General features: G+C 67.6%; 26 protein-coding genes. 11 read left to right on the top strand and 15 right to left on the bottom strand.

Features of this window, described 5'->3' with window-relative positions:
• The first annotated feature begins 71 nt into the window (after nucleotides 1–71).
• The 3 genes from C1932_RS05020 to C1932_RS05010 all read left to right on the top strand — a co-directional run bounded on the left by C1932_RS05020 (nucleotide 72) and on the right by C1932_RS05010 (nucleotide 1,832).
• Nucleotides 72–338, top strand: coding sequence for a hypothetical protein (locus C1932_RS05020; RefSeq protein ID WP_108761408.1), 267 nt, complete (start codon nucleotides 72–74; stop codon nucleotides 336–338).
• A 70-nt stretch (nucleotides 339–408) separates the two neighbouring features.
• A complete protein-coding gene (locus C1932_RS05015) occupies nucleotides 409–1,206 on the top strand; it encodes a prolyl oligopeptidase family serine peptidase (RefSeq protein ID WP_108761407.1) in 798 nt (265 codons plus the stop codon).
• Between the two features lie 134 nt (nucleotides 1,207–1,340).
• Entirely contained in the window at nucleotides 1,341–1,832 is a 492-nt protein-coding gene (locus C1932_RS05010) for a transposase (RefSeq protein WP_108763356.1), read from the top strand.
• Between the two features lie 146 nt (nucleotides 1,833–1,978).
• Here the strand turns inward: C1932_RS05010 and C1932_RS05005 are convergent, their stop codons facing one another.
• From C1932_RS05005 to C1932_RS04995, 3 genes are read right to left on the bottom strand one after another with little or no spacing between them, the layout of a single operon-like run.
• Complete coding sequence (locus tag C1932_RS05005) at nucleotides 1,979–2,929, bottom strand: aspartate carbamoyltransferase catalytic subunit (RefSeq protein WP_108752372.1); 951 nt, start codon at nucleotides 2,927–2,929, stop codon at nucleotides 1,979–1,981.
• Between the two features lie 16 nt (nucleotides 2,930–2,945).
• Nucleotides 2,946–3,413, bottom strand: coding sequence for a Holliday junction resolvase RuvX (gene ruvX / locus C1932_RS05000; protein WP_108748791.1), 468 nt, complete (start codon nucleotides 3,411–3,413; stop codon nucleotides 2,946–2,948).
• Complete coding sequence (locus tag C1932_RS04995) at nucleotides 3,406–3,972, bottom strand: YqgE/AlgH family protein (RefSeq protein WP_108748790.1); 567 nt, start codon at nucleotides 3,970–3,972, stop codon at nucleotides 3,406–3,408. The genes ruvX and C1932_RS04995 overlap by 8 nt, the downstream gene beginning before the upstream one ends.
• Before the next feature lie 79 nt (nucleotides 3,973–4,051).
• On the opposite strand from C1932_RS04995, the gene C1932_RS04990 reads away from it, so the two are divergent.
• A complete protein-coding gene (locus C1932_RS04990) occupies nucleotides 4,052–5,827 on the top strand; it encodes a DUF4153 domain-containing protein (protein ID WP_108761406.1) in 1,776 nt (591 codons plus the stop codon).
• Entirely contained in the window at nucleotides 5,824–6,369 is a 546-nt protein-coding gene (locus C1932_RS04985) for a DNA-3-methyladenine glycosylase I (RefSeq protein WP_108761405.1), read from the top strand. The genes C1932_RS04990 and C1932_RS04985 overlap by 4 nt, the downstream gene beginning before the upstream one ends.
• A gap of 85 nt (nucleotides 6,370–6,454) precedes the next feature.
• Here the strand turns inward: C1932_RS04985 and C1932_RS04980 are convergent, their stop codons facing one another.
• Together C1932_RS04980 and C1932_RS04975 are read right to left on the bottom strand one after the other, a co-directional pair.
• Nucleotides 6,455–7,162, bottom strand: a complete 708-nt coding sequence (locus C1932_RS04980) for a YitT family protein (protein WP_108761404.1) — start codon at nucleotides 7,160–7,162, stop codon at nucleotides 6,455–6,457.
• Nucleotides 7,163–7,482: 320 nt separating this feature from the next.
• Nucleotides 7,483–7,695: a DUF4287 domain-containing protein gene (locus C1932_RS04975; RefSeq protein WP_108761403.1), complete on the bottom strand. Its 213-nt coding sequence runs from the start codon at nucleotides 7,693–7,695 to the stop codon at nucleotides 7,483–7,485.
• A gap of 352 nt (nucleotides 7,696–8,047) precedes the next feature.
• Between C1932_RS04975 and C1932_RS04970 the strand changes: the two genes are divergently transcribed.
• The gene (locus C1932_RS04970) at nucleotides 8,048–8,947 is read left to right on the top strand and encodes a LysR family transcriptional regulator (protein WP_108761402.1); all 900 of its coding nucleotides are present in this window, start codon (nucleotides 8,048–8,050) and stop codon (nucleotides 8,945–8,947) included.
• A gap of 44 nt (nucleotides 8,948–8,991) precedes the next feature.
• Here C1932_RS04970 and C1932_RS04965 read toward each other — a convergent pair whose 3' ends face one another.
• The 5 genes from C1932_RS04965 to C1932_RS04945 form a co-directional block, all read right to left on the bottom strand.
• Complete coding sequence (locus C1932_RS04965; RefSeq protein ID WP_108761401.1) at nucleotides 8,992–9,975, bottom strand: aldo/keto reductase; 984 nt, start codon at nucleotides 9,973–9,975, stop codon at nucleotides 8,992–8,994.
• A gap of 103 nt (nucleotides 9,976–10,078) precedes the next feature.
• On the bottom strand, nucleotides 10,079–10,684 hold the full coding sequence (locus C1932_RS04960) for a hypothetical protein (RefSeq protein ID WP_108761400.1): 606 nt from the start codon (nucleotides 10,682–10,684) through the stop codon (nucleotides 10,079–10,081).
• 198 nt (nucleotides 10,685–10,882) lie between these two features.
• Nucleotides 10,883–11,530 (bottom strand): PIN domain-containing protein, encoded by a 648-nt coding sequence (locus C1932_RS04955; protein ID WP_159094500.1) that lies wholly within the window; start codon nucleotides 11,528–11,530, stop codon nucleotides 10,883–10,885.
• A gap of 68 nt (nucleotides 11,531–11,598) precedes the next feature.
• The gene (locus C1932_RS04950) at nucleotides 11,599–12,741 is read right to left on the bottom strand and encodes a PilT/PilU family type 4a pilus ATPase (RefSeq protein ID WP_108748781.1); all 1,143 of its coding nucleotides are present in this window, start codon (nucleotides 12,739–12,741) and stop codon (nucleotides 11,599–11,601) included.
• 95 nt (nucleotides 12,742–12,836) lie between these two features.
• The gene (locus C1932_RS04945; protein WP_108748780.1) at nucleotides 12,837–13,874 is read right to left on the bottom strand and encodes a type IV pilus twitching motility protein PilT; all 1,038 of its coding nucleotides are present in this window, start codon (nucleotides 13,872–13,874) and stop codon (nucleotides 12,837–12,839) included.
• A gap of 87 nt (nucleotides 13,875–13,961) precedes the next feature.
• Here C1932_RS04945 and C1932_RS04940 point away from each other — a divergent pair, with 87 nt between their 5' ends.
• Nucleotides 13,962–14,639 (top strand): YggS family pyridoxal phosphate-dependent enzyme, encoded by a 678-nt coding sequence (locus C1932_RS04940; RefSeq protein WP_108761398.1) that lies wholly within the window; start codon nucleotides 13,962–13,964, stop codon nucleotides 14,637–14,639.
• Between the two features lie 20 nt (nucleotides 14,640–14,659).
• Nucleotides 14,660–15,481 carry a pyrroline-5-carboxylate reductase gene (gene proC / locus C1932_RS04935; protein WP_108761397.1) on the top strand — a complete coding sequence of 274 codons (822 nt, stop codon included), beginning with the start codon at nucleotides 14,660–14,662 and terminating at the stop codon, nucleotides 15,479–15,481.
• A 95-nt stretch (nucleotides 15,482–15,576) separates the two neighbouring features.
• Here the strand turns inward: proC and C1932_RS04930 are convergent, their stop codons facing one another.
• A complete protein-coding gene (locus C1932_RS04930) occupies nucleotides 15,577–16,449 on the bottom strand; it encodes a LysR family transcriptional regulator (protein ID WP_108761396.1) in 873 nt (290 codons plus the stop codon).
• A gap of 100 nt (nucleotides 16,450–16,549) precedes the next feature.
• Between C1932_RS04930 and C1932_RS04925 the strand changes: the two genes are divergently transcribed.
• Complete coding sequence (locus C1932_RS04925) at nucleotides 16,550–17,152, top strand: short chain dehydrogenase (protein ID WP_108761395.1); 603 nt, start codon at nucleotides 16,550–16,552, stop codon at nucleotides 17,150–17,152.
• 17 nt (nucleotides 17,153–17,169) lie between these two features.
• Here the strand turns inward: C1932_RS04925 and soxR are convergent, their stop codons facing one another.
• The gene (soxR, locus tag C1932_RS04920) at nucleotides 17,170–17,604 is read right to left on the bottom strand and encodes a redox-sensitive transcriptional activator SoxR (RefSeq protein WP_108748775.1); all 435 of its coding nucleotides are present in this window, start codon (nucleotides 17,602–17,604) and stop codon (nucleotides 17,170–17,172) included.
• A gap of 82 nt (nucleotides 17,605–17,686) precedes the next feature.
• On the opposite strand from soxR, the gene C1932_RS04915 reads away from it, so the two are divergent.
• A complete protein-coding gene (locus tag C1932_RS04915; RefSeq protein WP_108761394.1) occupies nucleotides 17,687–19,057 on the top strand; it encodes an MFS transporter in 1,371 nt (456 codons plus the stop codon).
• Nucleotides 19,058–19,150: 93 nt separating this feature from the next.
• Here C1932_RS04915 and C1932_RS04910 read toward each other — a convergent pair whose 3' ends face one another.
• Both C1932_RS04910 and C1932_RS04905 read right to left on the bottom strand, forming a co-directional pair.
• Nucleotides 19,151–21,166 carry a hypothetical protein gene (locus C1932_RS04910; protein ID WP_108761393.1) on the bottom strand — a complete coding sequence of 672 codons (2,016 nt, stop codon included), beginning with the start codon at nucleotides 21,164–21,166 and terminating at the stop codon, nucleotides 19,151–19,153.
• Nucleotides 21,163–22,140, bottom strand: a complete 978-nt coding sequence (locus C1932_RS04905; RefSeq protein ID WP_108761392.1) for a DUF4105 domain-containing protein — start codon at nucleotides 22,138–22,140, stop codon at nucleotides 21,163–21,165. The genes C1932_RS04910 and C1932_RS04905 overlap by 4 nt, the downstream gene beginning before the upstream one ends.
• Nucleotides 22,141–22,292: 152 nt before the next feature.
• On the opposite strand from C1932_RS04905, the gene C1932_RS04900 reads away from it, so the two are divergent.
• A complete protein-coding gene (locus C1932_RS04900; protein WP_108761391.1) occupies nucleotides 22,293–22,712 on the top strand; it encodes a GFA family protein in 420 nt (139 codons plus the stop codon).
• Between the two features lie 265 nt (nucleotides 22,713–22,977).
• Here the strand turns inward: C1932_RS04900 and C1932_RS04895 are convergent, their stop codons facing one another.
• Complete coding sequence (locus tag C1932_RS04895) at nucleotides 22,978–24,498, bottom strand: MFS transporter (protein ID WP_108761390.1); 1,521 nt, start codon at nucleotides 24,496–24,498, stop codon at nucleotides 22,978–22,980.
• Between the last annotated feature and the right edge of the window lie 48 nt (nucleotides 24,499–24,546).

Here is a 24,546-nt window from a genome sequence, read left to right as displayed (position 1 = left end):
GGGTCAGATCCCTGCACAGCAGGGCTCTGACCCCTTGCCGCGTTCTCCTACCTCTTTTTTCCCCGAAGCCCATGGCCACCACGATCGACAACTACTTCCAGCCCGGCTGGCGCGAACAGATGCACACCTGCGCAGCATGCGAGTGGAAAGGCAGCTCGCGCGCGATGGTGATGGAGCTGGACGAAGACGCGACCGAGTACGACTGCCCGGTGTGCGAAAACCCGCTGCTGGTGGTGATGCACCCCGACCTGGCGCAGGTGCAGGCCGCGGCCGCGGACGGCAATGCCGAAGCACAGGAACAACTGGCCATCATCGCCAGCGCGCCGCGCCCGCAGTGATGCGCTGCACGATGCCCGGCGCCGGGCGGCCGATTACCATGAAAACGATTCCAAACCTTGGGAAAACGTCATGGCTCGTCCGTTCCTGCGCTGGCTGCCGCTGCTGGCCGTACTGATGCTGGGCGCCTGCGCCAGCACTCCGGACAGCGCGCGCGGGCATTTTGAATCACGCGCGGTGAAGGTCGACGGGCAGACCGCCTACTACCAGGTATTCATTCCTGCCGACAGCGCACGCGCCGCCGGTCCGCTGCCGGTGGTGCTGTTCCTGCACGGCTCGGGCGAACGCGGCGGCGACGGGGTGAAGCCGACCCACGCCGGGCTGGGCCCGCATCTGCGCCGCCATGCGGCGGATTTCCCGGCGCTGGCCGTGTTTCCGCAGGTGCCCGGCGACCAGGAATGGAGCGGCCACAACAACCGCGTAGCGATCGCCGCACTGGATGCGACCGTGGCCGAGTTCGGCGCCGATCCCGCGCGCCAGTACCTCACCGGCATGTCGATGGGCGGCTACGGCAGCTGGAACATCGCCCTGGACGACCCGCAGCGCTTCGCCGCCATCGTGCCGGTGTGCGGCGCCGTGCTGGCTCCACGCGCGGTGCGCCCGACCCTGTTCGTCGAACAGGTCGCGCACGAAGCCGATCCCTACGCGGCCATCGCCCAGCGCCTGCAGCGCACGCCGATCTGGATCTTCCACGGCGCGCTGGACGATGTAGTGCCCCCGGCCGACGACCGCAGACTGCACGCCGCCTTCCAGGCCGCCGGCGCGCGCGACGTGCGCTACACCGAATACCCCGACGGCAACCACAACGCCTGGGACGCCACCTACGCCGACCCCGCCATGTGGGCCTGGCTCTTCGCGCAGAAGCGCTGACGCCCCGGTAGGTGCCAACCTTGGTTGGCACCCACACCGCTCCGGTAGGTGCCAACCTTGGTTGGCACCCGCTTACCCAAAGCCAAGTCATTCCCCGATATTCACCGCAGGCAGGCCCGCCCATGCTTGCCTCCATGAACAGCGCTCGACTTCTGCTCGGCCGTCACTCCAGCATCGGCCTCAGCTACATCCTCACCACCGTTGTGCATGGCCGCGCCCCGTTGCTTGCCAGCGATGCTGCTGCAGAACTGGCGATCCGCGAATTCCAGCGCCTCGACCAGGAAGGCTTCACCCGTTCCGTTGCCTACGTGGTCATGCCCGACCACATTCATTGGCTGGTCGAACTTCGCGCAGGAACACTTGAAACGGTGATGAAGCGATTCAAGTCGCGCACGGCACAACAGGTGAATCGATCTTCAGGGCGAATCGGGCGCTTTTGGCAGAGCGGCTATCACGATCACGCGATTCGATCTGATGAATCGCTGTACCGGCATGCGATGTATCTGATGGGTAACCCGATCAGGGCTGGGTTGGCGGCACAGGTCGGGCAATATCGACACGCGTGGTGCGAATGGGAGCTGGAATCGCCATGTGGTTGTCTGGGATCCACTGGCACTGACGAATAGTGCCAACCAAGGTTGGCACCTACCAGAGCGCTGGGTGTGCCAACCAAGGTTGGCACCTACCAAAGCGCTGCGTGCGCCAACCTCGGTTGGCACCTACCTGGGCGGGGTGTGTGCCGACCAACGGTCGGCACCCACCAATACCGCTATCAACCCAGCAGGGTTTCCAGCACGGCCATGCGTACGGCCACGCCGTTGGCGACCTGGCGCAGCACCCACGACTGCGGGCCGTCGGCCACTTCGTCGGTCACTTCCACGCCGCGGTTGATCGGGCCCGGGTGCAGCACGGCGGCGTCCTTGCCGGCGCGGGCCAGGCGTGCGGCGGTCAGGCCGTACTGGGCGTGGTACTGCTCCAGCGACGGCACCAGGCCTTCTTCCATGCGCTCGCGCTGCAGGCGCAGCATCATCAGCGCATCGGCGCCTTCCAGCATGGCGTCGAAGTCGTCGCCGACCACGCAGCCTTTCAGGGTTTCATCGTCCGGCAGCAGCGACTGCGGGCCGCACACGCGGATCTCGCCCACGCCCAGCGTGCGCAGCGCATGCAGGTCGGTACGGGCCACGCGCGAATGCTTCACATCGCCGACGATCACGACCTTCAGCTTCGAAAAGTCCGGGCCCTTGGCCTGGCGCAGGGTCAGCATGTCCAGCAGGCCCTGGGTCGGGTGCGAGCTGCGGCCATCGCCGGCGTTCACCAGTGCGGTGCCCTCGCCGGCCGCGGCGGCCAGTGCCGCCACCGCGCCATCGTCGGGGTGGCGCACCACGAAGCCGCGCACGCCCATCGCTTCCAGGTTCTTCAACGTGTCGCAGGCGGTCTCGCCCTTGCGCGTGGAAGACGTGGAGGCATCGAAATTCAGCACGTCGGCGCCCAGGCGCTGAGCCGCCAGCTGGAACGAACTGCGGGTGCGGGTGGACGGTTCGAAGAACAGCGTGCACACCGCCGAACCGGCCAGCACCTGGCGCTTGTTGCCAACCCGGCCAACGGCCGCATCGCGGATCTGGCCCGCGCGGTCGAGCAGCTGCACCAGGGTTTCGCGGGGAAGGCCTTCAAGGGTCAACAGGTGGCGCAGGCGGCCGGAGGCATCGAGTTGCTGGGCGGTCATGGCAGGCGTCGTGCAGTCAGGGAATGGGGATGGCGTCGTCGGGGGACGACAGCCAGCGGTCGATGATCACCGCCGCAGCCACGGCATCCAGCGCGGCCGCATCTCGGCGGCGCTTGCGCCCTTCGGCGCGCTCGACGGCGAAACGGCGGGCGGCTTCGACCGAGCTGGAACGCTCGTCGATCATCACCACCGGCAGCTTGAAACGTTCCCGCAGCTGGCGGGCGAAGCCCTGCGCGCGCTTGCGGTTGGGTTGGTCCTGACCATCCAGGGTAAGCGGATCGCCCACCACCAGGCCGTCGGGCTTCCATTCCTTGATCAGGCGCTCCACGGCGGCCCAGTCGGGGCCGTTGCCGTGCACATCCACCACGGCCACCGCGCGGGCATGCGCGGCGAACGCGCTGCCGATGGCCACGCCAATCCGCCGCGAGCCGACATCGAAGCCGAGCACGGTGCCATCGCGGCGGATCACGGCCGGCTCAGACATGGCCGCTGTAGTCGGTCAGGCGGAACAGGTCCACGCCGATACGCGCCGCCGCGCCCTGCCAGCGCTGTTCCAGCGGCAGCTGGAACACCACTTCGGCATCGGCCGGCACGGTCAGCCAGCTGTTCTCGGCCAGTTCGCTTTCCAGCTGCCCTGCCCCCCAGCCGGCGCAGCCCAGGGTGACCAGCGCATTGGCCGGGCCTTCACCGCGGGCCATGGCTTCCAGGATGTCGCGCGAGGTGGTCAGGAACAGACCGTTGCCCACTGCCAGGCTGGAATCCCAGGCGCGGGCATCGTCGTGAATGACGAAACCGCGTTCAGGGTGTACCGGCCCACCGTTGAGCACCATGCGCGCCTGCAGCTCGCCATCGCCGGTGGCGATGTCCATCTGCGCCAGCACCTCGCCCAGCGTGTACTCCGACGGCTGGTTGACCAGCACGCCCATGGCGCCGTTCTCGTCGTGCTGGCAGATCAGGGCGACGGTACGGGCGAAGGTGGCGTCGGTCAGCGACGGCAGCGCGACGAGCAGGTGGTCGGCAAGGGAAGTAGGCGTTACAGGCATGGTGGCCATTCTACCTGCTGGGGCCGCACGCGGGCGCGAAGGCATGGTCTAGGATGGCCGCATCCAAGGAGGAAACCCCATGCAACAGGACGCACCACTGGCGTGGCCGACGCGCAGCATGATCGTACTGATCGCTCTGCTGCAGGGTCTGGCGCTGTACGCCGCGCAGGAACTGAACGACACCACGCCCTTCCAGGATATTGCCTGCCGCTACGGCTGGAATGCCTGGGTGCTGACCGTGCCCACGGCGCTCGGCCTGACCCTGGTCGACCTGAAGGACCGCCGGCTGTGGCTGCATGCGGCGCTGGCATCACTGCTGGTGGTGGCGCTGGCCGGCTGGGTGGGCTGGAGCCTGCGCGGCATGGAAGGCATCTGGATTTCCGCGCTGCGTGATCCGTTGGCATTGGGTCTGGCGGTGGCGACCTTCGTGGCCCTGCCCTGGTGGCAGTTCCGGCTGCAGCACGGGTCCTGGCGTGCCGACCACGCCGCCCTGTTCGAGCGTGCCTGGCAGAACGGGCTGGTGCTGTTGCAGGCGGCGGTGTTCACCGGCCTGGGCTGGATGCTGCTGTGGTTGTGGGCCGCCCTGTTCACGCTGGTAGGGGTGACCTTCTTCGAGCAACTGTTCGCCGAGCGCGCTTTCGTGGCACTGGCCACCGGCACCCTGGCCGGGTTCGGTGTGCTGATCGGGCGCACCCAGCACCGCGCCATCCAGATCACCCGCCAGGTGCTGTTTGCGATCTGCCGCGCGTTGCTGCCTTTGCTGGCCTTCATCGCCGTGCTGTTCGTGGTGTCGCTGCCCTTCACCGGGCTGATGAGCAGCGCAGGTCACCGTTCGCCAGCCAAGGAGCTGCTGACCCTGGCGCTGCTGCTGATCTGCCTGGTCAATGCCGTGTACCAGCGCAGCGACAGTGAACTGCCCTACCCGCGCCTGCTGCGGCGTGCGGTGGAAGCCAGCCTGCTGACATTGCCGATCTACGCCGGACTGGCGTTGTACGCACTGGCGCTGCGCATCGGCCAGTACGGCTGGACCATTGATCGTTTCTGGGCCACGGCCGCCGCGCTGATCACCGCCGGCTACGCGCTGGGCTACGCGCTGGCCGTGGTCCGGCCCGGGCAGCGCTGGCTGCAGGGCGTGGAACCGGTGAACCGGGTGATGAGCTGGGCGATGATCGCTGTGGCAGTGCTGGGCAATTCCCCTGTACTGGACCCGGCGCGCATCGCCGCGACCAGTGTGGCCGAGCGGCTGCGCAGCAACCCCGCGCAACTGGTGGTGCGCGACGTCAATTACCTGCGCGAACACAGCGGACGTCGGGGCGTGGAAGCGCTGCGCGGGCTGCAGCAGGACCCCGCCATCCAGGCCGACCGCCGCGCCTCGAGCATCATTGCCCAGCAGCTGAGCGGCAAGAAGGTGCACGGCTATCGCCTGGAGAGCCTGGCGGACGCAGGCGTCCACGACCTGGCCACGCTGAAGGCGCGCATCCACCTGGCCAAGGGCAGCACATCGCCGCCAGACAGCTGGTGGCAGGCGGTGCTGGATGACCTGGACAGCACCGAGTGCCTGTCCAGCAACGAGGGCTGCATTGCCCTGCAGCGCGATCTGGACGGCGACGGCCAGCCGGACGTGCTGCTGTGCCAGATCCGAAGGGCATGGGGTCCGCAGTGCGACCTGCACACCCTGGACGAGGGACAATGGACGGACGTGGGGCAGATCCGCTTCGGCGCAGAGGCCGCCAACCAGGCGCTGCGTGAAGGCCGTCTGCAGCTGCGGGACAGCCGCTGGCCGGAGTTCCTGCTGGATGACCAGACGACCACCCTGCAGTACAACAACGACTTCGGTAAAAGGCGCAGCAAATGAGCGGATACTGCCTCATCGCCCCGGGCCATCCGGTGCACGATTACTACCACGCCCATGAATACGGCTTCCCGCAGCGCGATGAACGCGAACTGTTCGAACGCCTGGTGCTGGAGATCAACCAGGCCGGGCTGAGCTGGGAAACCATCCTGAAGAAGCGCGAGGGCTTCCGTGCGGCCTACGATGGCTTCGACGTGGACGGCGTGGCGGCCTATGCCGAGCAGGACATCGAACGCCTGCTGTCGGACACCGGCATCATCCGCAACCGGCTGAAAGTGCTGGCCGCGATCCACAACGCGCAGGTGATCCAGCAGCTGCGCGCGCAGCACGGCAGCTTCGCCGCATGGCTGGATGCCCACCACCCGCGCAGCAAGGCCGACTGGGTGAAGCTGTTCAAGAAGACCTTCCGCTTCACCGGCGGCGAGATCACCGGCGAATTCCTGATGAGCCTGGGCTACCTGCCCGGTGCGCACGCCGAGGACTGCCCGGTGCATGCGCGGCTGGTGAAGCTGGCCCCGCCGTGGCTGCAGGCGGCCGGCCGCTGATGCAGAGCCGCCGGGCGTGGCCCGGCGCTACCGCGCGGTGGATCTGGTAGCGCCGGGCCATACCCGGCGAACGCGGTATGTGCGGTCACACACCCATGTACCGGCCGGGGCGGTGGTTGAACATCAGCACCAGGCTGAGCACCACCGCGCCGATGGCCGAATACATCACCTTCGACGGCGACAGCACGAAGAACGCGGCCACCATCAGGCAGGCGTCGAAGGACATCTGCACCTTGCCGGCACTCCAGCCGCGGGTGCGCTGCAGGTATACCGCCAGGATGCCGATGCCGCCCAAGCTGGCCCGGTGGCGGATGAAGAACAGGATGCCCAGCCCGGACAGCGCGCCGCCCACCAGCGCCGAGTACAGCGGCGCCATGTGCGAGAAGTCCGCCCAGCGCGGCAGCATGTCGGTCAGCACGCCACAGGCCGTTACCGCGGCGAAGGTCTTCAGGGTGAATTCCCAGCCCATGCGGCGCACGGCCACCCAGTAGAACGGCAGGTTCACCAGTACGAACACCAGGCCAAAGTTCCAGCCCATGGCGTAGTGCAGCAAGAAGGCTGCCCCCGCCATGCCGCCGATCATCAGCCCGCCCTTGGCGAAGATGGCCAGGCCCAGCGAGGCCACCAGCATGGCCAGCACCATGCCCTGCACGTCTTCGGCGACGGAATGGCGAAGTGCTTTGTCGTCGGCCGGGGTGCCGGCGCTGTCGGGCGGCGGGGTCAGCGGACCGGCGGTGACCAGGTGGCCGTCAGCGTCGTCGCACGGCGCGGGGCCATGGGAATGCAGGGACATGGGTGTGGGGGTGCAGCAGTGGGGACGCGTATTAGACACGATCCCGATGACAGTTGCAGATGAAATCGATTCAGTTGGGTGGCCGGCGAACGGCGCAGCCCCTCGTGGCTGGTCGCATTGGCAGCAACAGCCGCGCTTGGCCGGGCGGGATGGGGCCGCGGGGGACGCCGTAAACCCTTCCATGGGGGCTTGGCCGCGGCATCCATGCCGCGGACACCCCCACGCCCCCACCCCGCCCGGCCTCTGACTATTTCCGTGTGCGTCCAGCCACGTGAAAAGAAAAAAAGACCAACGCGGGTCGCTTCGCTCGGGAACGGGGGTCAGCGCGCGGCTTTGAGATGGTGGGCGACCAGGGCGTTGGCATGGCCGTGGCCCAGGCCGTGCTCGGCCTTCAGGTAGCTGACCAGTTCCATGTGCTTCAGGCCCGGCTGCTTGGCCAACACGTCCAGCCAGTGCGCCACCGGCTGACCGTAGGTTTTCTCGATGGAAGGGAAATACGAAGCCGGGCCTTTCGGCGGGGTGTCAGTACTCATGTGCAGCTCCTGTTGAACGTCATTCATTAGACGAACCACACCCCCACAATTCGACAACATCGCGACAACGGGGTCGGATCCCGTTGCGCAGCAACGGGATCCGACCCCGATGCCGTTCCGACAGATCGCGGGAAACTGTCGAAGGCGGGGTGGGTCCGGTTGAGGGGGCGTGAGCCGCATGGATGCGGCGACCGAGCTTACAGGGACGTACTTGCAGCGTCCCCCTCAACCGGACCCACCCCGCCATCCCACGGATAGCCAGCTTTTGACGTTGCCTTTGCCGTTGCGGCTGCTGTTGACGTTGACGTTGATTCGGCAGGTGCCGGGCGCAGCCCGGCCGTATCATCCCCTCATGCCCCGTGAAAACCTCAATGACCTGCAGGCCTTCGTCCACGTCGCCCGCGAGGGCAGCTTCACCCGCGCTGCCGCGCAGCTGGGCGTGTCCCAGTCCGCACTGAGCCATGCCATGCGCGGCCTGGAAGAACGCCTGGGCGTGCGCCTGCTGACCCGCACCACCCGCAGCGTGTCCACCACCGAAGCCGGCGCGCGTCTGCTGCAGTCGCTGGCCCCACGGCTGGCGGAAATCGAAGATGAACTGGCCGCCCTGGCCCAGTACCGCGAGCGCCCGGCGGGCACCATCCGCATCAACGCCACGGGACACGCCGCCGAATACCTGGCCTGGCCACGGCTGGCGCCGCTGCTGCAGCAGCACCGGGACCTGAACGTCGAACTGACCACCGATTACGGCCTGGCCGACATCGTGGCCGAGCGCTACGACATCGGCATCCGCCTCGGCGAACGCCTGGCCCGCGACATGGTGGCCGTGCCGATCAGCCCACCGCTGCGCATGCGCGTCGTCGGCGCACCGGCATACTTCCGCCAGCACGTGGCGCCGGTGCACCCCCACGATCTGGCCGCGCACAACTGCATCACCCTGCGCCTGCCCACCCACGGCGGTCTGATGCCCTGGGATTTCGGTCGCGACGGCGGCGAGCTCAGCGTGCGGGTGTCCGGACAATGGACCTTCAACACCATGGGCATGACCCGCACCGCCGCGCTGGCCGGCAGCGGCCTGGCCTGGCTGCCCGAAGACCAGGTGCAGGCCATGCTGGACGACGGGCGCCTGCAGTCAGCGCTGGATGACTGGTGCCCCACCTTCGACGGCTACTACGCCTACTACCCGTCACGCCGCCACGTCAGCGTGGCCATGCGCACCGTGCTGGACGCGCTGCGCGGGCCGATGGGGAACTAAGCCGAGGAGTGCGGACCAACGGTCCGCACCCAGCACCGATCAGGTCAGCCCTTGGCCTGGGCCGCGCGCTGCGCGTTGTAGCGCTCGCCGACGATTGCCACTTCGTCCAGCACTTGGGCGATGTGCTGCAGTTCCTGCGGCGACAACTGCAGGTCCGCAGCGGCCAGGTTCTCTTCCAGGCGGTGCACCTTGGTGGTGCCGGGAATCGGCACGATCCACGGTGCCTGCGCCAGCAACCAGGCCAGCGCCACCTGCGCCGGGGTTGCCCCACGGGCCGCGGCCAGGGTGCTGATGCGGTCCACCAGGGCCTGATTGGCGCGACGTGCTTCCACTTCGAAACGCGGCACCGTGTTGCGGAAATCGTTCTCGGCAAAGGTGGTGTCAGCGGTGATCGCACCGGTCAGGAAGCCACGGCCAAGCGGGCTGAACGGCACGAAGCCGATGCCCAGTTCCTGCAGCGTGGGCAGTAGTTCGCGCTCGGGCTCACGCCACCACAGCGAATACTCGCTCTGCACCGCCGCCACCGGCTGCACCGCATGCGCACGGCGCACGGTGGCCGCGCTGGCTTCGGACAGGCCGAAGTGCAGCACCTTGCCTTCGGCAATCAGCTCGCCCACGGTACCGGCCACGTCTTCGATCGGCACGTTCGGGTCCACGCGATGCTGGTAGAACAGGTCGATGCGATCGGTGCGCAGGCGCTTCAGACTGGCTTCGGCCACCGCGCGGATGTTCTCCGGTCGGCTGTCCAGGCCGGTATCGGTGCGCGCCTGCTTGAAGCCGAACTTGGTGGCGATCACCAGCTGGTCGCGGTACGGCGCCAGCGCCTGCCCGACCAGTTCTTCGTTGGTGTACGGACCATACACTTCGGCGGTATCGAAGAAGGTCACGCCGCGTTCGACCGCCGCGTGCAGCAGGGCAATGCCCTGCTCCTGGGCCACCGGCGTGCCGTAGCTGTGGCTCAGGCCCATGCAGCCCAGGCCCAGCGTGGAAACCTTCAAACCGCTGCGACCGAGTTCACGTGTCTGCATCGTCGTGTTCCTGAAAGGGGGAACGACGACGATACGCCTGCCAGGCCGCCGCAGTGAACGGCCTGGATGGCAGTCAGTCATGACTGGAATTCATCAATCGGTATCAGAACCGACGACCGGCCAGCATCACCCCGAACACCAGTGCCAGCAGCAGCACGCTGCCGCCAACGATCAACAGCAGGATATGCCAACCACCGAAGCGGTCCATCTGCTGCATGTCCACCCGCTCATCCTGGTGGTAGCGGCGCAGCAGGCTGTTGATCGGCAGCACCGGCATGAACGCCAGCACCGAGAGCAACCCTACCCCGCCGCGTACCTGGCCAACCAGGCACAGCAGGATGTAGAACACCGTCAGCATGCCCGGGGTGAACGCCAGGATGCGCCGCCGGTTCTCGGCCACGGCCTGCAGTTCACGGAAGCAGAAGTACGCCCAGATGGGTGAGAACAGCGCGCGTGCCCAGGGCCATTGTTCGCCCCCGCTCTCGCGCTTGATCGCCCGCCAGTTCCGCCAGAACCAGTACATCGGGTACACGCCCAGGGTGGACAGGGACAGTGCGACGATCTTCATGGTGGGCGGCGAATAGTAGACCGCTGCGGTGGACGCGGCCTGGCTGGCCAGCGGCGTCGGCGCGGGCGCCGCAGTGGCCGGCAGCACCGGCGGGCGCGCAGGCGCAGCCGCCGGCGCACGGTACGGGTCGTGCAATTCCATGTGCAAACCTGTTGTTGTCGCGCCGGCGCGGTGCCGGCTCCCCCTGTCCCGCGAACGCGGTGACGGCGCGACTATCGCAGAACCTCCCGGTAGAGTCGAGCTTGCTCGACTGCCCTGCACTGCGCGGGCCATCAGTCGAGCAAGCTCGACGCTACGAAAGCGCGGTCAACCGGGCGAAACCCCGCCTTTGCAGCCGCCTCAGGCGCTGAACTTGCCCAGCTGGTAACGAAGCTTGCCTCCCTCCACCACCATCCACTTCCTGTGCTGAAGCTCGGCAATCACGCCGGGAATCCGCTCCTGCGGCACATGCCCAGCCAATGCATTGCCCAACGACTTGATCGACGCAGGGCGCTTGCTGCCCACCTTGACCAGCCACCCATGAACATACTTCAGGCACTCCTGCCCACTCATCGGCTTGGCCGTTGATTTTGCCTGGGGCTTGGCCGCAGCCGGCGTGCCCGCGGCCGCACTGCGAAACATCGGCAGCGCCTCTATCGACACGCTGCGGGACACCGCGAACTGTCGCCCGCGCAGATAGGCGATCAGCGGATCGTAGCCGGTGTCCTTGGAAATGATGTGGATGCGCGCCTTCGGGTCGCTGCTGAGCAGTTCACCGACGTGGAAGGCAATATGAAAGTCGAGCGCATTGGGTCCCTGCCCCTTGCAGCGCACGTAGCACCCGTGACTGCCCAGCGCATGGATCGCCTCGGCCACGTCGATGTGGATCTTCGTCTGCGCACTGCCCACGAACACAATGACCGTGAAGCCTGGCGCGACCAGCCCCTTCAGAGAACAGGGCTGCACGTTCTCGTAATCGATCAGCACAATGTTGCGCTGCGCCGGCATGTCCATATGCATCCCTGTCAGGTTGCAGCCGCCGCCGGGGTGCGTTCACCCCGGCACTGTCCGGGCGCTCAACGCACCTCGGAAATCTCCACCCCATCAAGACCCTGCGACAGCGTGCGTGCGTCGCCGCCCTGGCTCAGCTTGATGCGCAGGCGCACTTCGTTCTGCGAATCGGCGTAGCGCAGTGCGTCCTCGTAGCTGATCTCGCCGGCCTGATACAGCTCGAACAGGCTCTGGTCGAAGGTCTTCATGCCCAGCTGGACCGATTCCTTCATCAGCTCCTTCAGCTTGTGGATCTCGCCATCGCGGATGTAGTCCTGCACCAGCGGCGTGCCCAGCAGGATTTCCATGGCGACCTTGCGCGAGCGACCGTCCGGCGATGGCACCAGCTGCTGCGCAACCACGCCCTTCAGGTTCAGCGACAGGTCCATCAGCAGCTGGTTGCGGCGGTCTTCCGGGAAGAAGTTGATGATGCGGTCCATCGCCTGGTTGGCGTTGTTGGCGTGCAGGGTGCACAGCACCAGGTGGCCGGTTTCGGCGAAGGCAATGGCGTGGTCCATGCCTTCGCGGGTGCGCACTTCGCCGATCATGATCACATCCGGCGCCTGGCGCAGGGTGTTCTTCAGGGCCGCTTCCCAGCTGTCGGTGTCGATGCCCACTTCGCGCTGGGTGATGATGCAGCCTTCGTGCTTGTGCACGAATTCGATCGGGTCTTCGATGGTGATGATGTGGCCGGTCGAGTTCTGGTTGCGGTAGCCGATCATCGCCGCCAGCGAGGTGGATTTACCGGTACCGGTGGCGCCCACGAACAGGATGATGCCGCGCTTGGTCATCGCCAGCGTCTTGATGATCGGCGGCAGGCTCAGTTCTTCCACGGTGGGAATGCGCGTCTCGATACGACGCAGCACCATGCCCACCTGGTTGCGCTGGTAGAAGCAGCTCACACGGAAGCGCCCCACCCCGGCCAGACCGATGGCGAAGTTGCACTCGTGGGTCTTTTCGAACTCCTCGCGCTGCGCCGGGGTCATCACGTTCAGCACCAGGTCGCGGCTCTGCTGCGGGGTCAGCGGTGTCTGGGTGATGGGCGAAATCTTGCCGTTCACCTTGATTGCCGGCGGCATGCCGGCGGTGATGAACAGGTCGGAGGCGCGCTGATGCGCCATCAGCTTGAGGAACGAAGTGAAATCGATGGTGCTGGCGGTACTGTTCATGGCGGGCTCCCAATGGGCATGTGCCAGAGATCGGTCGATGGCGGAACGTCAATGCGGCGACCCCGCCTGTGCGGGCCGCCGCGCCGAAGCCGTCCTTACTCGAACAGACGCTTGTCCTTGGCGTACTCGCGCGCCTGGTTGCGGGTGATCAGGCTGCGCTTGACCAGGTCCTGCAGATGCTGGTCCAGGGTCATCATGCCGTACTGCTGGCCGGTCTGGATGGCCGAGTACATCTGCGCCACCTTGTCCTCGCGGATCAGGTTGCGGATGGCCGGGGTGCCGACCATGATTTCCCACGCTGCGGTACGTCCACCGCCCACTTTCTTCAGCAGCGCCTGCGAAATGACCGCGCGCAGCGACTCGGACAGCATCGAACGCACCATCGGCTTTTCGCCGGCCGGGAACACGTCGATGATACGGTCGATGGTCTTGGCCGCCGAACTGGTATGCAGCGTACCGAACACCAGGTGGCCGGTTTCCGCAGCGGTCAGCGCCAGGCGGATGGTTTCCAGGTCGCGAAGTTCGCCCACCAGGATGATGTCCGGATCTTCACGCAGCGCCGAGCGCAGTGCTTCGTTGAAGCCGTGCGTATCGCGGTGCACTTCGCGCTGGTTGATCAGGCACTTCTGCGAGGTGTGCACGAATTCGATCGGATCCTCGACGGTGAGGATATGGCCGTATTCGTTCTTGTTGATGTGGTCGATCATCGCCGCCAGCGTGGTCGACTTGCCCGAACCGGTCGGGCCGGTCACCAGGATCAGGCCCTGCGGCTGCTGGATCACTTCGCGGAACAGCGGCGGGCAGGCCAGGTCTTCCAGGGTCAGCACTTCCGAGGGAATGGTACGGAACACCGCACCGGCACCACGGTTCTGGTTGAAGGCATTGACACGGAAGCGCGCCAGCGAGGGAATCTCGAAGGAGAAGTCCACTTCGAGGAATTCCTCGTAATCGCGGCGCTGCTTGTCGGACATGATGTCGTACACCAGCGCGTGGACCTGCTTGTGGTCCAGGGCTGGAATGTTGATCCGGCGAACATCGCCGTCCACGCGGATCATCGGCGGCAAGCCTGCGGACAGGTGCAGGTCGGACGCTTTGTTCTTTACGGAAAACGCCAACAGTTCGGCGATATCCATGAGCGGCTACTCCCCAATAACGGCTGCGACTGGAAGGATCTTTCCCCGGGCGGCAGTATAGCCTCCTGTCACACCGGAACGCGTTACGTGCCCACTCCCCTGCCCGAAATCCTGAGCAACCTGCACAACGCCGCCGAGGCCGCCGGGCGGCCACCGCCGCGCCTGCTGGCCGTTTCCAAGACCCAGCCGGCACAGGCCGTGGCCGCGCTGGCCGCGCAGGGCCAGCAGGCCTTCGGCGAGAACTACGTGCAGGAAGCCTTGGCCAAGATGCAGGCGCTGCAGGACCTGCGGCTGGAATGGCACCTGATCGGCCACCTGCAGTCGAACAAGGCCGAGGCCGTGGCGGCGCATTTCGACTGGGTGCAGAGCGTGGACCGGGCCAAGCTGGTGACCGCGCTGGCCCGCCATCGCCCTGCCGGGCGCGAGCCGCTGAACGTGCTCATCCAGGTCAACATCGACGACGAAGGCAGCAAGCACGGCTGCAGCCCGCAGCAGGTGGATGCGCTGGCCCAGGCCATCGCCGCCGAACCGTCGCTGCGCCTGCGCGGGCTGATGGCCATTCCTGCGCCGTGGCCCGACGCCGCGCGCCGCCGTGAAGCTTTCGTGCGCATGCGCACACTTTTCGAGACACTGGCCGCCGGCCACCCGCACGTGGACACCTTGTCGATGGGCATGAGCGGCGACTACGCCGAAGCCATCGCCGAAGGCGCCACCCTGGTGCGCATCGGCACCGCCCTGTTCGGCGCGCGCCCGCGCCCGGCCTGATTCGCAAGGAGAACTGTTCCATGGCAGCGGCATCCATCACCTTCATCGGCGGCGGCAACATGGCGCGCAGCCTGATCGCCGGGCTGATCCGCCAGGGCACGGCACCTGCGCTCATTCACGTGGCCGAACCGGTGGCTGAACTGCGGCAGGCGCTGGCCGATGATTTCGGCGTGCAGACCCACGACAACGCCGCCGATGCGGCCGCACAGGGCAGCGTGTGGCTGGTGGCGGTGAAGCCGCAGGTACTGCGCGGGGTCTGCCAGAGCCTGCAGGCGCTGGCACAGCAGCAACAACCGCTGGTCGTATCGATCGCCGCCGGCATCACCAGCGCGCAGCTGCAGCGCTGGCTGGGCGGCGCCCTGCCGGTGGTGCGCGCAATGCCCAACACCCCGGCCCTGCTCGGCGCCGGCGTGACGGGGCTGTATGCCACCGGCGCGGTCAGCGTGGAGCAGCAGGCCCAGGCCGACCAGGTTCTGGCCAGCGCCGGGCGCACGGTGTGGATCGACGATGAAGCGCTGATGGATTCGGTCACCGCCGTCTCTGGCAGCGGCCCGGCCTATGTGTTCCTGCTTGCAGAAGCGATGGAAGCGGCCGGTATTGCCCAGGGCCTGCCAGCCGACGCCGCGCGCACGCTGGTGGTGCAGACCCTGCTGGGCGCCTCGCGCATGCTGGACGAAGCCGGCGAGAGCCCGGCCGAACTGCGGCGCCGGGTCACCTCGCCCAACGGCACCACCCAGGCGGCGATCGAAAGCTTCCAGGCCGATGGGTTTGAACGGCTGGTCGACAAGGCACTGCGCGCCGCACAGCGACGTGGACAGGAATTGTCTGCCGCCAACGATTGAGCCTGGTGTGCCGACCAACGGTCGGCACCCACCGATCATCCATCTGGGGTCAGATCCCTTTGCGCCAGCAAAGGGCTCTGACCCCTGACCCTGAACTACCCCAGCTGCTCCATCACGTACTCCACGAAACACTGCAATCGTGGCCTGGGCCTGCGATCGGGCAGATAGATCAGGTGCATGGGCCGTGGCTCGGGAAGATAGTCGCGCAGCACCGGCTTCAGCCGCCCCGCGGCGATCTCCGCAGCCAGCAGGGCCGTCGGCTGCAGCACCAGGCCCGCGCCGGCCACTGCGGCCTCGCGCAAGGCCAGGCCATCATTACTGCTCAAGCGCGCTTCCCAGTCCACCTGTTCGCCATTGGCCAGCTGCCAGCCATGGCCACCGCGCCAGGCCAGGTGGCTCAGGCAGTCATGCCCGGCCAGATCGGCGGGCGTGCGCGGTGTGCCGCGACGTCGCAGATAGGCCGGTGCCGCGCACAGGCTCATCGCATACGGCGGCAGCGGGCGCGCCACCAGCTCCTGTGACGGCAGCGGGCCGACCCGGATCGCCGCATCGAAGCCGTCTTCGATCAGGTCCACGCGGCGGTTGCTCAGGTCCAGCTCGATGTTCAGTTCCGGCTGTGCACGCAGCAGCCCGGCCAGCAGGGGCGCCAGCACGCAGCTGCCCCAGGTGGTGGGCGCGCTGATGCGCAGCAGGCCACGCGGCTGCCGCTGCAGGCCCGCCACGTCGGCCTCGGCCTGCAGCACCTGCTCCTGCACCTGGCGGCAAGCGGCCAGATAGGTAATGCCGGCGTCGGTCAGCCGCTGGCGGCGGGTGTTCCGCTGCAGCAGCGCGCTGCCCAGGTGCGCCTCCAGCTGCTGGATGTACTTGCCCACCATCACCGCCGAGACCTGCAGGTGTTCGGCGGCGGCGGAAAAGCTGCCATGGTCGGCCACGGCCACGAACGCCTGCATGCAGCGCAACAGATCCATTGCAAACTCCTGATTAGCAATCAGCGAACCTTTTCCACCTTACCAAACCCATGGATCCCGGCGCAGACTGGCCGCCTCACCTCTTCGCCTTGGAGTCGCCATGAATATCCTGCTCGTCGGCGCCAGCGGTACGCTGGGCCAGGCCGTCGCCCGCCACCTGGGCCAGCAGCATCAGATCATCACCGCCGGCCGCAACAGCGGCAGCCTGCGCGTGGACCTGACCGATGACCGCAGTGTGGCCGAGCTGTTCGCGCAGAGCGGCCCGCTGGATGCGGTGATTTCCACCGCCGGCAAGCTGCACTTCGGCCCACTGCAGAGCATGACCGCCGCCCAGTTCAACAGCGGCCTGCAGGACAAGCTGCTGGGCCAGGTGCGTCTGGCACTGGCCGCCCAGCATCACCTGCCTGCAGGCGGTTCCATCACGCTGACCAGTGGCATTGTCAGCGCGCAGCCGATCCGCGACGGCGCCAACGCGACCGCGGTGAACCAGGCGCTGGAAGGCTTCGTGCGTGCGGCCGCACTGGAACTGCTGCCACGCGGGCTGCGCATCAACGTGGTCAGCCCGAACGTGCTGGTGGAATCGATGGAGGCCTACGGGCCGTATTTCCCGGGCTTTGAAGCGGTGACCGCGCAGCGCGCCGCGCTGGCCTTCCAGCGCGCAGTGGAAGGCATCCAGAGCGGTGAGACGCTCACCGTCTGGTAGGCGCTGGCAGCAACGGATCAGCCCCAGCGCATGGGGCCATCGCCGCGCTGGCCCAGCACGTCGTCCGGGTTGGCCAGCCGGCAGCGCTTCAACGACAGGCAACCGCAGCCGATGCAGCCGGTCAGTTCATCGCGCAGCAGTTGCAGCATGTGGATGCGTTCTTCCAGCTCCTGCTGCCAGCGCGCCGACAGTCGTGCCCAATCGGCCTTGGTCGGCGCACGCCCCTGCGGCAGGGTCTCGAACGCGCGCGCCACCGCTTCCAACGGCATACCCACCCGCTGCGCCACGCGAATGACCGCCAGCCGGCGCAGCACATCACGCGCGTAGCGGCGCTGGTTGCCCGCAGTGCGCAGGCTGCTGATCAGCCCCTTGCGCTCGTAGAAGTGCAGCGCCGACACCGCCACGCCGCTGCGTCGCGCCACCTCGCCCACCGCCAGTTCCGATTCCGCCATCGCTTGACCTCAACCTTGGTTCAGGTGCGATGCTGGCGCTTCCGCAGCGTGAACACAAGCGCCGCACTGCTATCGTTTGCCGATGAACACCAACTCCCCCGTTGCCATGGCGCAAGCGCCCGTGGCCGATTCCATTCTGTCCCCTGCCCACCGCGCCACCACCGTGGGCATGGTGGTACTGGTTGCATTGCTGGCCTTCGAGGCGCTGGCGGTGGCAGCGGCCATGCCCACCGTGGCCGAGGCACTGGACGGCCTGCGCCTGTATGCACTGGCCTTTGGCGGAACGCTGGCCACCAGCGTGGTCGGCATGACCGTGGCCGGGCGCTGGGCCGACCGCGACGGCCCCGCCCGCCCGCTGTGGTGGGGCCTGGCCAGCTTCCTGCTGGGCCTGCTGCTGGCCGGGCTGGCCACGCGCATGGGCATGCTGGTGGCTGGCCGCCTGCTGCAGGGGCTGGGCAGCGGTGCCATCTCGGTGGCGCTGTACGTGATGGTCGGCCGCCACTATCCCGAAGCGCTGCGGCCGAAAGTGTTCGCCGCGTTTTCCGCCGGCTGGGTCGTGCCGTCGCTGGTGGGCCCGGCAATCAGCGGGCTGATCGTGCAGCACCTTGGCTGGCGCTGGGTATTCCTGCTGGTGCCATTGCTGGCGGTGCCGGCGGCGCTGATGCTGCGGCCGGCGCTGGCCGGTCCGGCGCGCGTTTCAGCCCCTGCGGGCGCGGAGCAGCCGGACGACCGCGTGCGCTGGGCGGGCGGCGCGGCGTTGGCCGCCCTGTTGTTGTACGTGGGCGGCCAGCAGCACGGCGGCGTGGCCGCGGCCTGCATGATCGTGGCGTTGATCGCATTGCTGTGGTGTGCGCGCAGGCTGTTGCCCAACGGCACCCTGGCACTGCGCCGCGGCCTGCCCAGCGTGATCGCGCTGCGCGGCGTCGCCGCATCGGCCTTCTTCGCCTGCGAGGCGTACCTGCCGCTGCTGCTGCAACGCGAGCGCGGGCTCTCGCCCAGTTGGGCCGGTGCGGTGCTCAGCCTGGGTGCGCTGGGCTGGTTCGCCGGTTCGTGGCTGCAGGGCCACCAGCAGCGCGGCTGGTCGCGCCAGCGCCTGCTGCGGGTGGGCACGGTACTGATGAGCGCGGGCATCGCCGCCACCCTGGCGGTGCTGTTCAACGCGGTGCCGCTGCTGCTGGCGCTGGCAGGCTGGGCCCTGACCGGTTTCGGCATGGGCCTGATCTACGCCAGCCTGTCGGTGCTCACCCTGTCGCTGTCAGCGCCGCAGGAACAGGGCCGCAACAGTTCGGCGCTGCAGTTGAGCGAAGCACTGTGCGTGGCCACGGCGCTGGCCGTGTCCGGTGCCTTGTTCGCCCTGTTCGTGGAAACCGCGCCGCACACCGGCTATGTACTGTGCCTGGCGATCACCGTCGGCCTGGCCATGTTCGCTACCGTGGTTGCGCGGCGGGTGTAGGCGCGCTTGGGGTCAGAGCCCTTTCCCATGGAAAGGGATCTGACCCCTGGGGTCGGATCCGTTTTCGCAGAAGACGGCTCTGCCCCCCGACAATCAAGGTCGAACAACAGGCCCCACGTCATCGATGTCCCGGTGCAGGATGCGCACTTCCAGCACCGCCTGCGGTGTTTCCTGCACGCTGTGGCCGGAAATGATCACCTTCTCTGACAGCGCGCCCGGCAGGTGCGCGCTCCAGTACGGCACCAGGCCATCATCGGACTGCTGCAACGGCAGTTCCGGTTTGCGCTGGGCAATGATCGAGTGGTACTTCAGCCCCGCCTCGATCGGCAGGTGCGCGGCGGCCTTCACGAACGGGTCGCTGGCCTTCAGGTTGTCGATGCTGTTGGGAATCTTCGGTTTGGCGGTGCCATCGACCTGCTGCTCGGCCTGCGCCAGGGCCAGGAATACGTCTTCGAACTTGCCCAGGATGGTCAGCGGCAACCGCACCAGCCGGCCGATCAGCCGGCCCAGCTTGTTGCCGGCAATATCGGTGCCCTGGTGGGGAGCGGCAATGAAGATCGCGCGCTCGACATGGGGCTGCGCCTTGAAGTGCAGCAGCGGGCCCAGCTTGGCCTGCACGCGCTTGAGGCGTTCGCCCTTCAGCTCATAGCTGGCCAGCAGATCGTCCCACAGCACTTCACCGGAATCGCTGACCAGCAGCCGCGCCAGCACGCCGCCCATGCTGTGGCCGATGTAGACCATGTCCTTCGATGCCGGCGCGCTGCCCTGCGGGTCGAAATGCTTCAACGTCTGGTTGAATGCGGTGGCGATCTCGTAGCGGTTCAGTGCAATCGGCGCATTGGTCGGGTAGTAGACCTGCCACACCTGGAACTGGCTGCGCAGCTCGGGGTCGCCCATGATCTCGTTGGCCAGGTTCACCCAGGCTTCCGGGCTGCTGGCCAGGCCGTGCAGCATGAAGATGATGCGGCGGTTCGGGTCCCACGGCTGCATCAGGTAGATGTGCGGTTCGCCGATGCCTTCGCTCAGGCCGAACAGGGTACGCAGCGACTGCGTGGCAAAGCCGCTCTGCGCCAGCCACAGGCCATAGGCAGCGGTGAAGTTGCCGGCCAGCGGCACGCTTTCGCCGTGCAGGGTGATGCGTTCGGTGGCTTCCGGCGAATAGGCATCCAGCTCCACCCGCCGCGTGCGCATCACATCGTCCAGCGTTTCGCCCTGGAAGCGCAGCAGCGCGGTCACGTTGATCGCCGACATCTCGCTGAACACCGGCACGTCGGCATCGCGCCCACGGCGGGGCAAAGATGCTCCAGCGCTGCTGTCGCTGCCCTGCACCTGCGGGCCGTCGCCGGCGATCACCGGCGCCACCAGCTTCGGCGGGTCCATCACCATCACCAGTTCGGCACCGAAGCCATCACGGCGGTAGGTGCTGCGCAGGCCGACGAAGCTGACCGAGCCGGCCGGTACCAGCTGCGCGGGAATGCTCTTCAACTGCAACTGGCCGTAGTTCGAGGCCAGCGTCCAACTGCCGGCCGACAGCGGCTGGGTATAGTCCTCGCCGGCCAGCGCCGCCGCGCGCGCACGGGTGAACAGCACCACTGCCGCTTTCTCGGCGGCGTAGTTGTAGTAATCGCGCACCTGGGTCTGGCGATCCTCGAACGCGCGATCCGACGGCGAGCGACCGCTGTGGAACAGATAGGCATAGCCGTAGCGCGCCGCTTCCAGCCAGGCATCCAGGGCCGCATCGCTCATCGGCGGTTCGCCCTGCACGTGCTTCTTTGGGGTCAGCGCCAGCGCCGCCTTCACCCACAGCTCGGACAAGGTGGACAGCCGCTGCTCGACGTTCAGATCGTCGGTCATCAGCAAGGTGCTGCGGCAGACCAGGAAGTCCTTTTCGCACTGCGCTTCATCCAGACCGGCCGCACTCAGCGTTTCGCGGGAAGCCGGGCTCAGCTTGCCGGTGTTCAGCACATCCGAGCGCTTGTTCACCAGCGAGTCGCTGGATGCGACCTGCTTCACCGTCACCATCGCGCAGCCACTGCTGCCCAGCAGCAGGAAGGTGGCCAGCACGGCCGGCAGCAAGCGGCCCACGCCCATCAACGCGCGCAGGCTCATGGCTGTTCGTCCTGGCCGGTTCCCGGCACGCCCTGACGGATCACGCGGGAAAAGTCCTGCCCCGGCGCCATCTGCAGCGCACGCTGGGTGATGCGTCCCTTCGCGTGCAGTTCGTTGAAGGGCACGCCTGGGGTCAACGCGCCTACCTGCTGCGCGTACTCGGCCAGGTAGCCCGACAACAGCAGGCGGTAGTCCAGCGGCAGACCCGGCGCGATATGTCGGGCCAGGTCGAACACGATGGTGGTGCAGTTGCTGGTCAGCGTGTTGTAGAAGGCCGGCTTCTCATCCAGTTTGCGCGCCTCGTCCAGATAGGCGGCAAACAGGGTTTTCAGCTGTGCGCGGTCCATGCCGTGCAGCCGGTACAGGTACACATCCTCGCCGCGCGCATTGGTGCGGGTGCGCAGGATGTCGGTTTCCTCGGATGCCACCAGGGTCATTTCGAAGCGGCGGAAGAAACCGCCGATGGCCGAAAATGCCTCGCCGCGCTCCTTGCGGATTTCCAGCGAGAACACCAGGTAGCGCCCATCGTCGAAGCCGAACGAGACCAGCGTGTGGGCGATGGCCGGGCCCATCCAGTACGACAGCACCAGATCGGCCGAGCGCAGCTGGTCCAGATCGTAGCGGCGCTGCACCCAGCGCGCGTCGTAGTCGGTTTCGCTGCGCCAGGTGAAGTCGCGCACGTTGTCCAGCACCACGTGGCGGCCGTCGAACGAGGCCACGTGCAGGCGCTGGGCCACATCATCGGCCCAGTCGCGGTCCTGGCGCGGGGTCAGCAGCAGCCAGCCCAGCCCGGCCAGCCCCAGGCAGGCGGTCACCGGGGCCGTCCAGCGGCGCGGGCTGCGCCCACGCGCCACCCGCCAGGCAGTGAAGCCGGCCAGCGCCAGCCACAGCGCGGCCACGGCCGCCGACAGCCAGCCCGGCCCGGGCAACTGGTAGGCCAGCAGGCCGGCTACCCACAGCGCCAGCAGCGCCATGGCACATCCTGTCATCCAACGTCCTGCGGCTCTCACGGGCATCCTGTCGCTAGCGGGGGCGGCCTAGTTAGCCACAAGCGACCTGACCCTGGCATCTACGACGCGTTCAGCAAGCGCATACTGGCGGCCTGACCACAGTGCAGGGAGCATCCATGGGCATCACATCGGTCGCCGGGATTCCGGTGCAGGCGCAGCACCGCGCCACCTGCCATTGCGGCACGGTCGAGCTGCAGCTGGAGCTGCCCGAGGGCATCGTCGATCCACGCCGCTGCGACTGCTCCATGTGCCGGCGCCGCGGCGCCATCGTGGCCAGCGTGACCCGGCAGGGCCTGCAGGTGCTGCGCGGGCACGCCCACCTGCGGCTGTACCAGTTCAACACCCACGTGGCCGAGCACTACTTCTGTGGCGTGTGTGGCATCTACACCCACCACCGGCGCCGTTCCAACCCGGACCAGTTCGGCTACAACGTGGCCTGCCTGGAAGGCATCGATCCCTTCGCGTTGGGGTTGATTCCGACAAACGATGGCGTGAACCATCCGGCCGACCGGACCTCCGGCACCGACGCTCAGTGACGGCTTCGGCGCGCTGGCGGGCCGATCTTCTGCCATGGCGCCATGCCACTGCGCCCTGCCCGTGCGGGACGCTTGAGCCAGGGCCGACGGGGCGGCAACGGCGGATCAACCGCCATCGGCGTCGGCAGGGGTCGGCGGCTGGTCCAGAGATGATCAAGCAGCCACATGGCAGATCTCCGTGGGGGACGGGGACGATCAACCCTAGACCCATTGCGGCATAGGCCGCGTGAGTTCCTGGCGACGCGACGATGACAGCGGTGGGGGCTCACGCGTGGCCGGACATGCGGCCGCGCACGCCGTCACTGCGCCCCAGCAGTACCTGCAACAGCAGTGCGCACGCCAGCGTCAGCCCCGACAGCGTCCGCAGCAGCATCGCCAGTGCCTGGCCACTGGCCTGCTGCAGCTCGGTCACGGTGGCGTGTGGAAAACACGCCTGCGCGGCTTCCAGGTCACCACTGGCCAGATACATCGACGCCGACGCCGTGGCTTCCGGCCAGGCGCTGGGCAGGTGCCGGCCGATCAGCCCGGCCAGCAGCGCGGTGACCGCAGCCAACGCAATGCCCTCGCCGGCCACCCGCACGGTGCCGAACATGCCGGCCGCCATGCCGGCGCGCTGCACCGGCACCACGCTGACCGACAGACCGTCCATCAATCCCCAGGGCAGCGCCGCACCCGCACCGATCAACAGCAAGGGTGCAATCCACTGCATCGGCACCGGTGTTGCAGCGTGCCGCGACAACCACCACAGGCCCTGCGCGCACAGCAGCAGCCCCAGCGTGCACAGCAGCGTGCTGCCGACATGCTGTGCCCAGCGGGCGGCCAGCATCGGCAGCACCAGCAAGGGTGCCGACAATGCCAGCATCTGCAGGCCGACGATGCCCGTGCCCTGCCCGTGCACGCCCAGCAGCTGCAGCGGCAACACCACCAGCAACACCACGTAGCCGAAACAGGTAGCGACCGGCAGCAGCTGCACGCCCACGAAGGCGCGCTGCGAAAACAGCGACAGGTCCAGCAGCGGCGAACGCTGGCGCCGCTGCTGGCGCACGAGCAGCACCGCCAGCAGCGCGCAGGCCGCCAACGCCACCCACACGCACGACGCGCCGCTGCCGTATTCGCCGAGCCACAGCAGCGCCAGGGTCAGGCTGGCCAACATCAGGCTGAAGAGCAGTATGCCGACCCCATCCAGGCGCACGCGGTCGCCGTGGCTTTCGCGCAGCACGCGCGTACCCAACAGGCAGGCCAGCAGGGCCAGCACACCGCTGGTGGCGAACACGCTGCGCCAGCCCAGCAGGTGCAGCAGCGCACCGGCCAGCAGCGGCCCCAGCGCCAGGCCGGCACCGAAGGTGGTGCCCAACAGGGCGAAGGCGCGTGCACGGCCGGGGCCGCGCCACGCATCGGCCAGCGCGGCCGTGCCCGCCGCCAGCGCAGCCGCCGCCGCCACGCCCTGCAGACCACGCGCGATGTCCAGCCACAGCAGATCGGGCGCCATGCACACCGCGGCGGTGGTCACGGCAAAGCCCGCGGTTCCGGTCAGGAACAGGCGACGCCGCCCGAAGCGATCCGCCAGCGCACCGGCGGCCAGCAGCAGCCCGCCAAAGGTCAGCATGAAGGCATTGGTCACCCACGCCAGTGCCAGCGGCGAATCGTCAGGACCGGACTGCAGCGATGGCACCACCACCGCACCGGCGGAAAACGCCAGCGGCAACGCGAGCGCGGCCAGGCACACGGCCAGCAGCGCGCCACGACCTTCAGCAGCGGGAACATCCTGGGTGGAACATGAAGCCATGCGGTCCTCCTTCTTCGAAGGGCCGTGATGATGGGCATCCGCCGCGAC

The organism is Stenotrophomonas sp. YAU14D1_LEIMI4_1 (genome assembly GCF_003086815.1).
In the GTDB taxonomy this organism is placed as follows: Bacteria; Pseudomonadota; Gammaproteobacteria; order Xanthomonadales; family Xanthomonadaceae; genus Stenotrophomonas.
Note: the sequence above shows the minus strand (reverse complement) of the source record. Positions and strands in the feature narration are given on the sequence as shown.

Coding starts and splice junctions, on each gene's coding strand:
- C1932_RS05020 (WP_108761408.1), top strand. CDS start 72: ATGGCCACCACGATCGACAACTACTTCCAGCCCGGCTGGCGCGAACAG.
- C1932_RS05015 (WP_108761407.1), top strand. CDS start 409: ATGGCTCGTCCGTTCCTGCGCTGGCTGCCGCTGCTGGCCGTACTGATG.
- C1932_RS05010 (WP_108763356.1), top strand. CDS start 1,341: ATGAACAGCGCTCGACTTCTGCTCGGCCGTCACTCCAGCATCGGCCTC.
- C1932_RS05005 (WP_108752372.1), bottom strand. CDS start 2,929: ATGACCGCCCAGCAACTCGATGCCTCCGGCCGCCTGCGCCACCTGTTG.
- ruvX (WP_108748791.1), bottom strand. CDS start 3,413: ATGTCTGAGCCGGCCGTGATCCGCCGCGATGGCACCGTGCTCGGCTTC.
- C1932_RS04995 (WP_108748790.1), bottom strand. CDS start 3,972: ATGCCTGTAACGCCTACTTCCCTTGCCGACCACCTGCTCGTCGCGCTG.
- C1932_RS04990 (WP_108761406.1), top strand. CDS start 4,052: ATGCAACAGGACGCACCACTGGCGTGGCCGACGCGCAGCATGATCGTA.
- C1932_RS04985 (WP_108761405.1), top strand. CDS start 5,824: ATGAGCGGATACTGCCTCATCGCCCCGGGCCATCCGGTGCACGATTAC.
- C1932_RS04980 (WP_108761404.1), bottom strand. CDS start 7,162: ATGTCCCTGCATTCCCATGGCCCCGCGCCGTGCGACGACGCTGACGGC.
- C1932_RS04975 (WP_108761403.1), bottom strand. CDS start 7,695: ATGAGTACTGACACCCCGCCGAAAGGCCCGGCTTCGTATTTCCCTTCC.
- C1932_RS04970 (WP_108761402.1), top strand. CDS start 8,048: ATGCCCCGTGAAAACCTCAATGACCTGCAGGCCTTCGTCCACGTCGCC.
- C1932_RS04965 (WP_108761401.1), bottom strand. CDS start 9,975: ATGCAGACACGTGAACTCGGTCGCAGCGGTTTGAAGGTTTCCACGCTG.
- C1932_RS04960 (WP_108761400.1), bottom strand. CDS start 10,684: ATGGAATTGCACGACCCGTACCGTGCGCCGGCGGCTGCGCCTGCGCGC.
- C1932_RS04955 (WP_159094500.1), bottom strand. CDS start 11,530: ATGCCGGCGCAGCGCAACATTGTGCTGATCGATTACGAGAACGTGCAG.
- C1932_RS04950 (WP_108748781.1), bottom strand. CDS start 12,741: ATGAACAGTACCGCCAGCACCATCGATTTCACTTCGTTCCTCAAGCTG.
- C1932_RS04945 (WP_108748780.1), bottom strand. CDS start 13,874: ATGGATATCGCCGAACTGTTGGCGTTTTCCGTAAAGAACAAAGCGTCC.
- proC (WP_108761397.1), top strand. CDS start 14,660: ATGGCAGCGGCATCCATCACCTTCATCGGCGGCGGCAACATGGCGCGC.
- C1932_RS04930 (WP_108761396.1), bottom strand. CDS start 16,449: ATGGATCTGTTGCGCTGCATGCAGGCGTTCGTGGCCGTGGCCGACCAT.
- C1932_RS04925 (WP_108761395.1), top strand. CDS start 16,550: ATGAATATCCTGCTCGTCGGCGCCAGCGGTACGCTGGGCCAGGCCGTC.
- soxR (WP_108748775.1), bottom strand. CDS start 17,604: ATGGCGGAATCGGAACTGGCGGTGGGCGAGGTGGCGCGACGCAGCGGC.
- C1932_RS04915 (WP_108761394.1), top strand. CDS start 17,687: ATGAACACCAACTCCCCCGTTGCCATGGCGCAAGCGCCCGTGGCCGAT.
- C1932_RS04910 (WP_108761393.1), bottom strand. CDS start 21,166: ATGAGCCTGCGCGCGTTGATGGGCGTGGGCCGCTTGCTGCCGGCCGTG.
- C1932_RS04905 (WP_108761392.1), bottom strand. CDS start 22,140: ATGGCGCTGCTGGCGCTGTGGGTAGCCGGCCTGCTGGCCTACCAGTTG.
- C1932_RS04900 (WP_108761391.1), top strand. CDS start 22,293: ATGGGCATCACATCGGTCGCCGGGATTCCGGTGCAGGCGCAGCACCGC.
- C1932_RS04895 (WP_108761390.1), bottom strand. CDS start 24,498: ATGGCTTCATGTTCCACCCAGGATGTTCCCGCTGCTGAAGGTCGTGGC.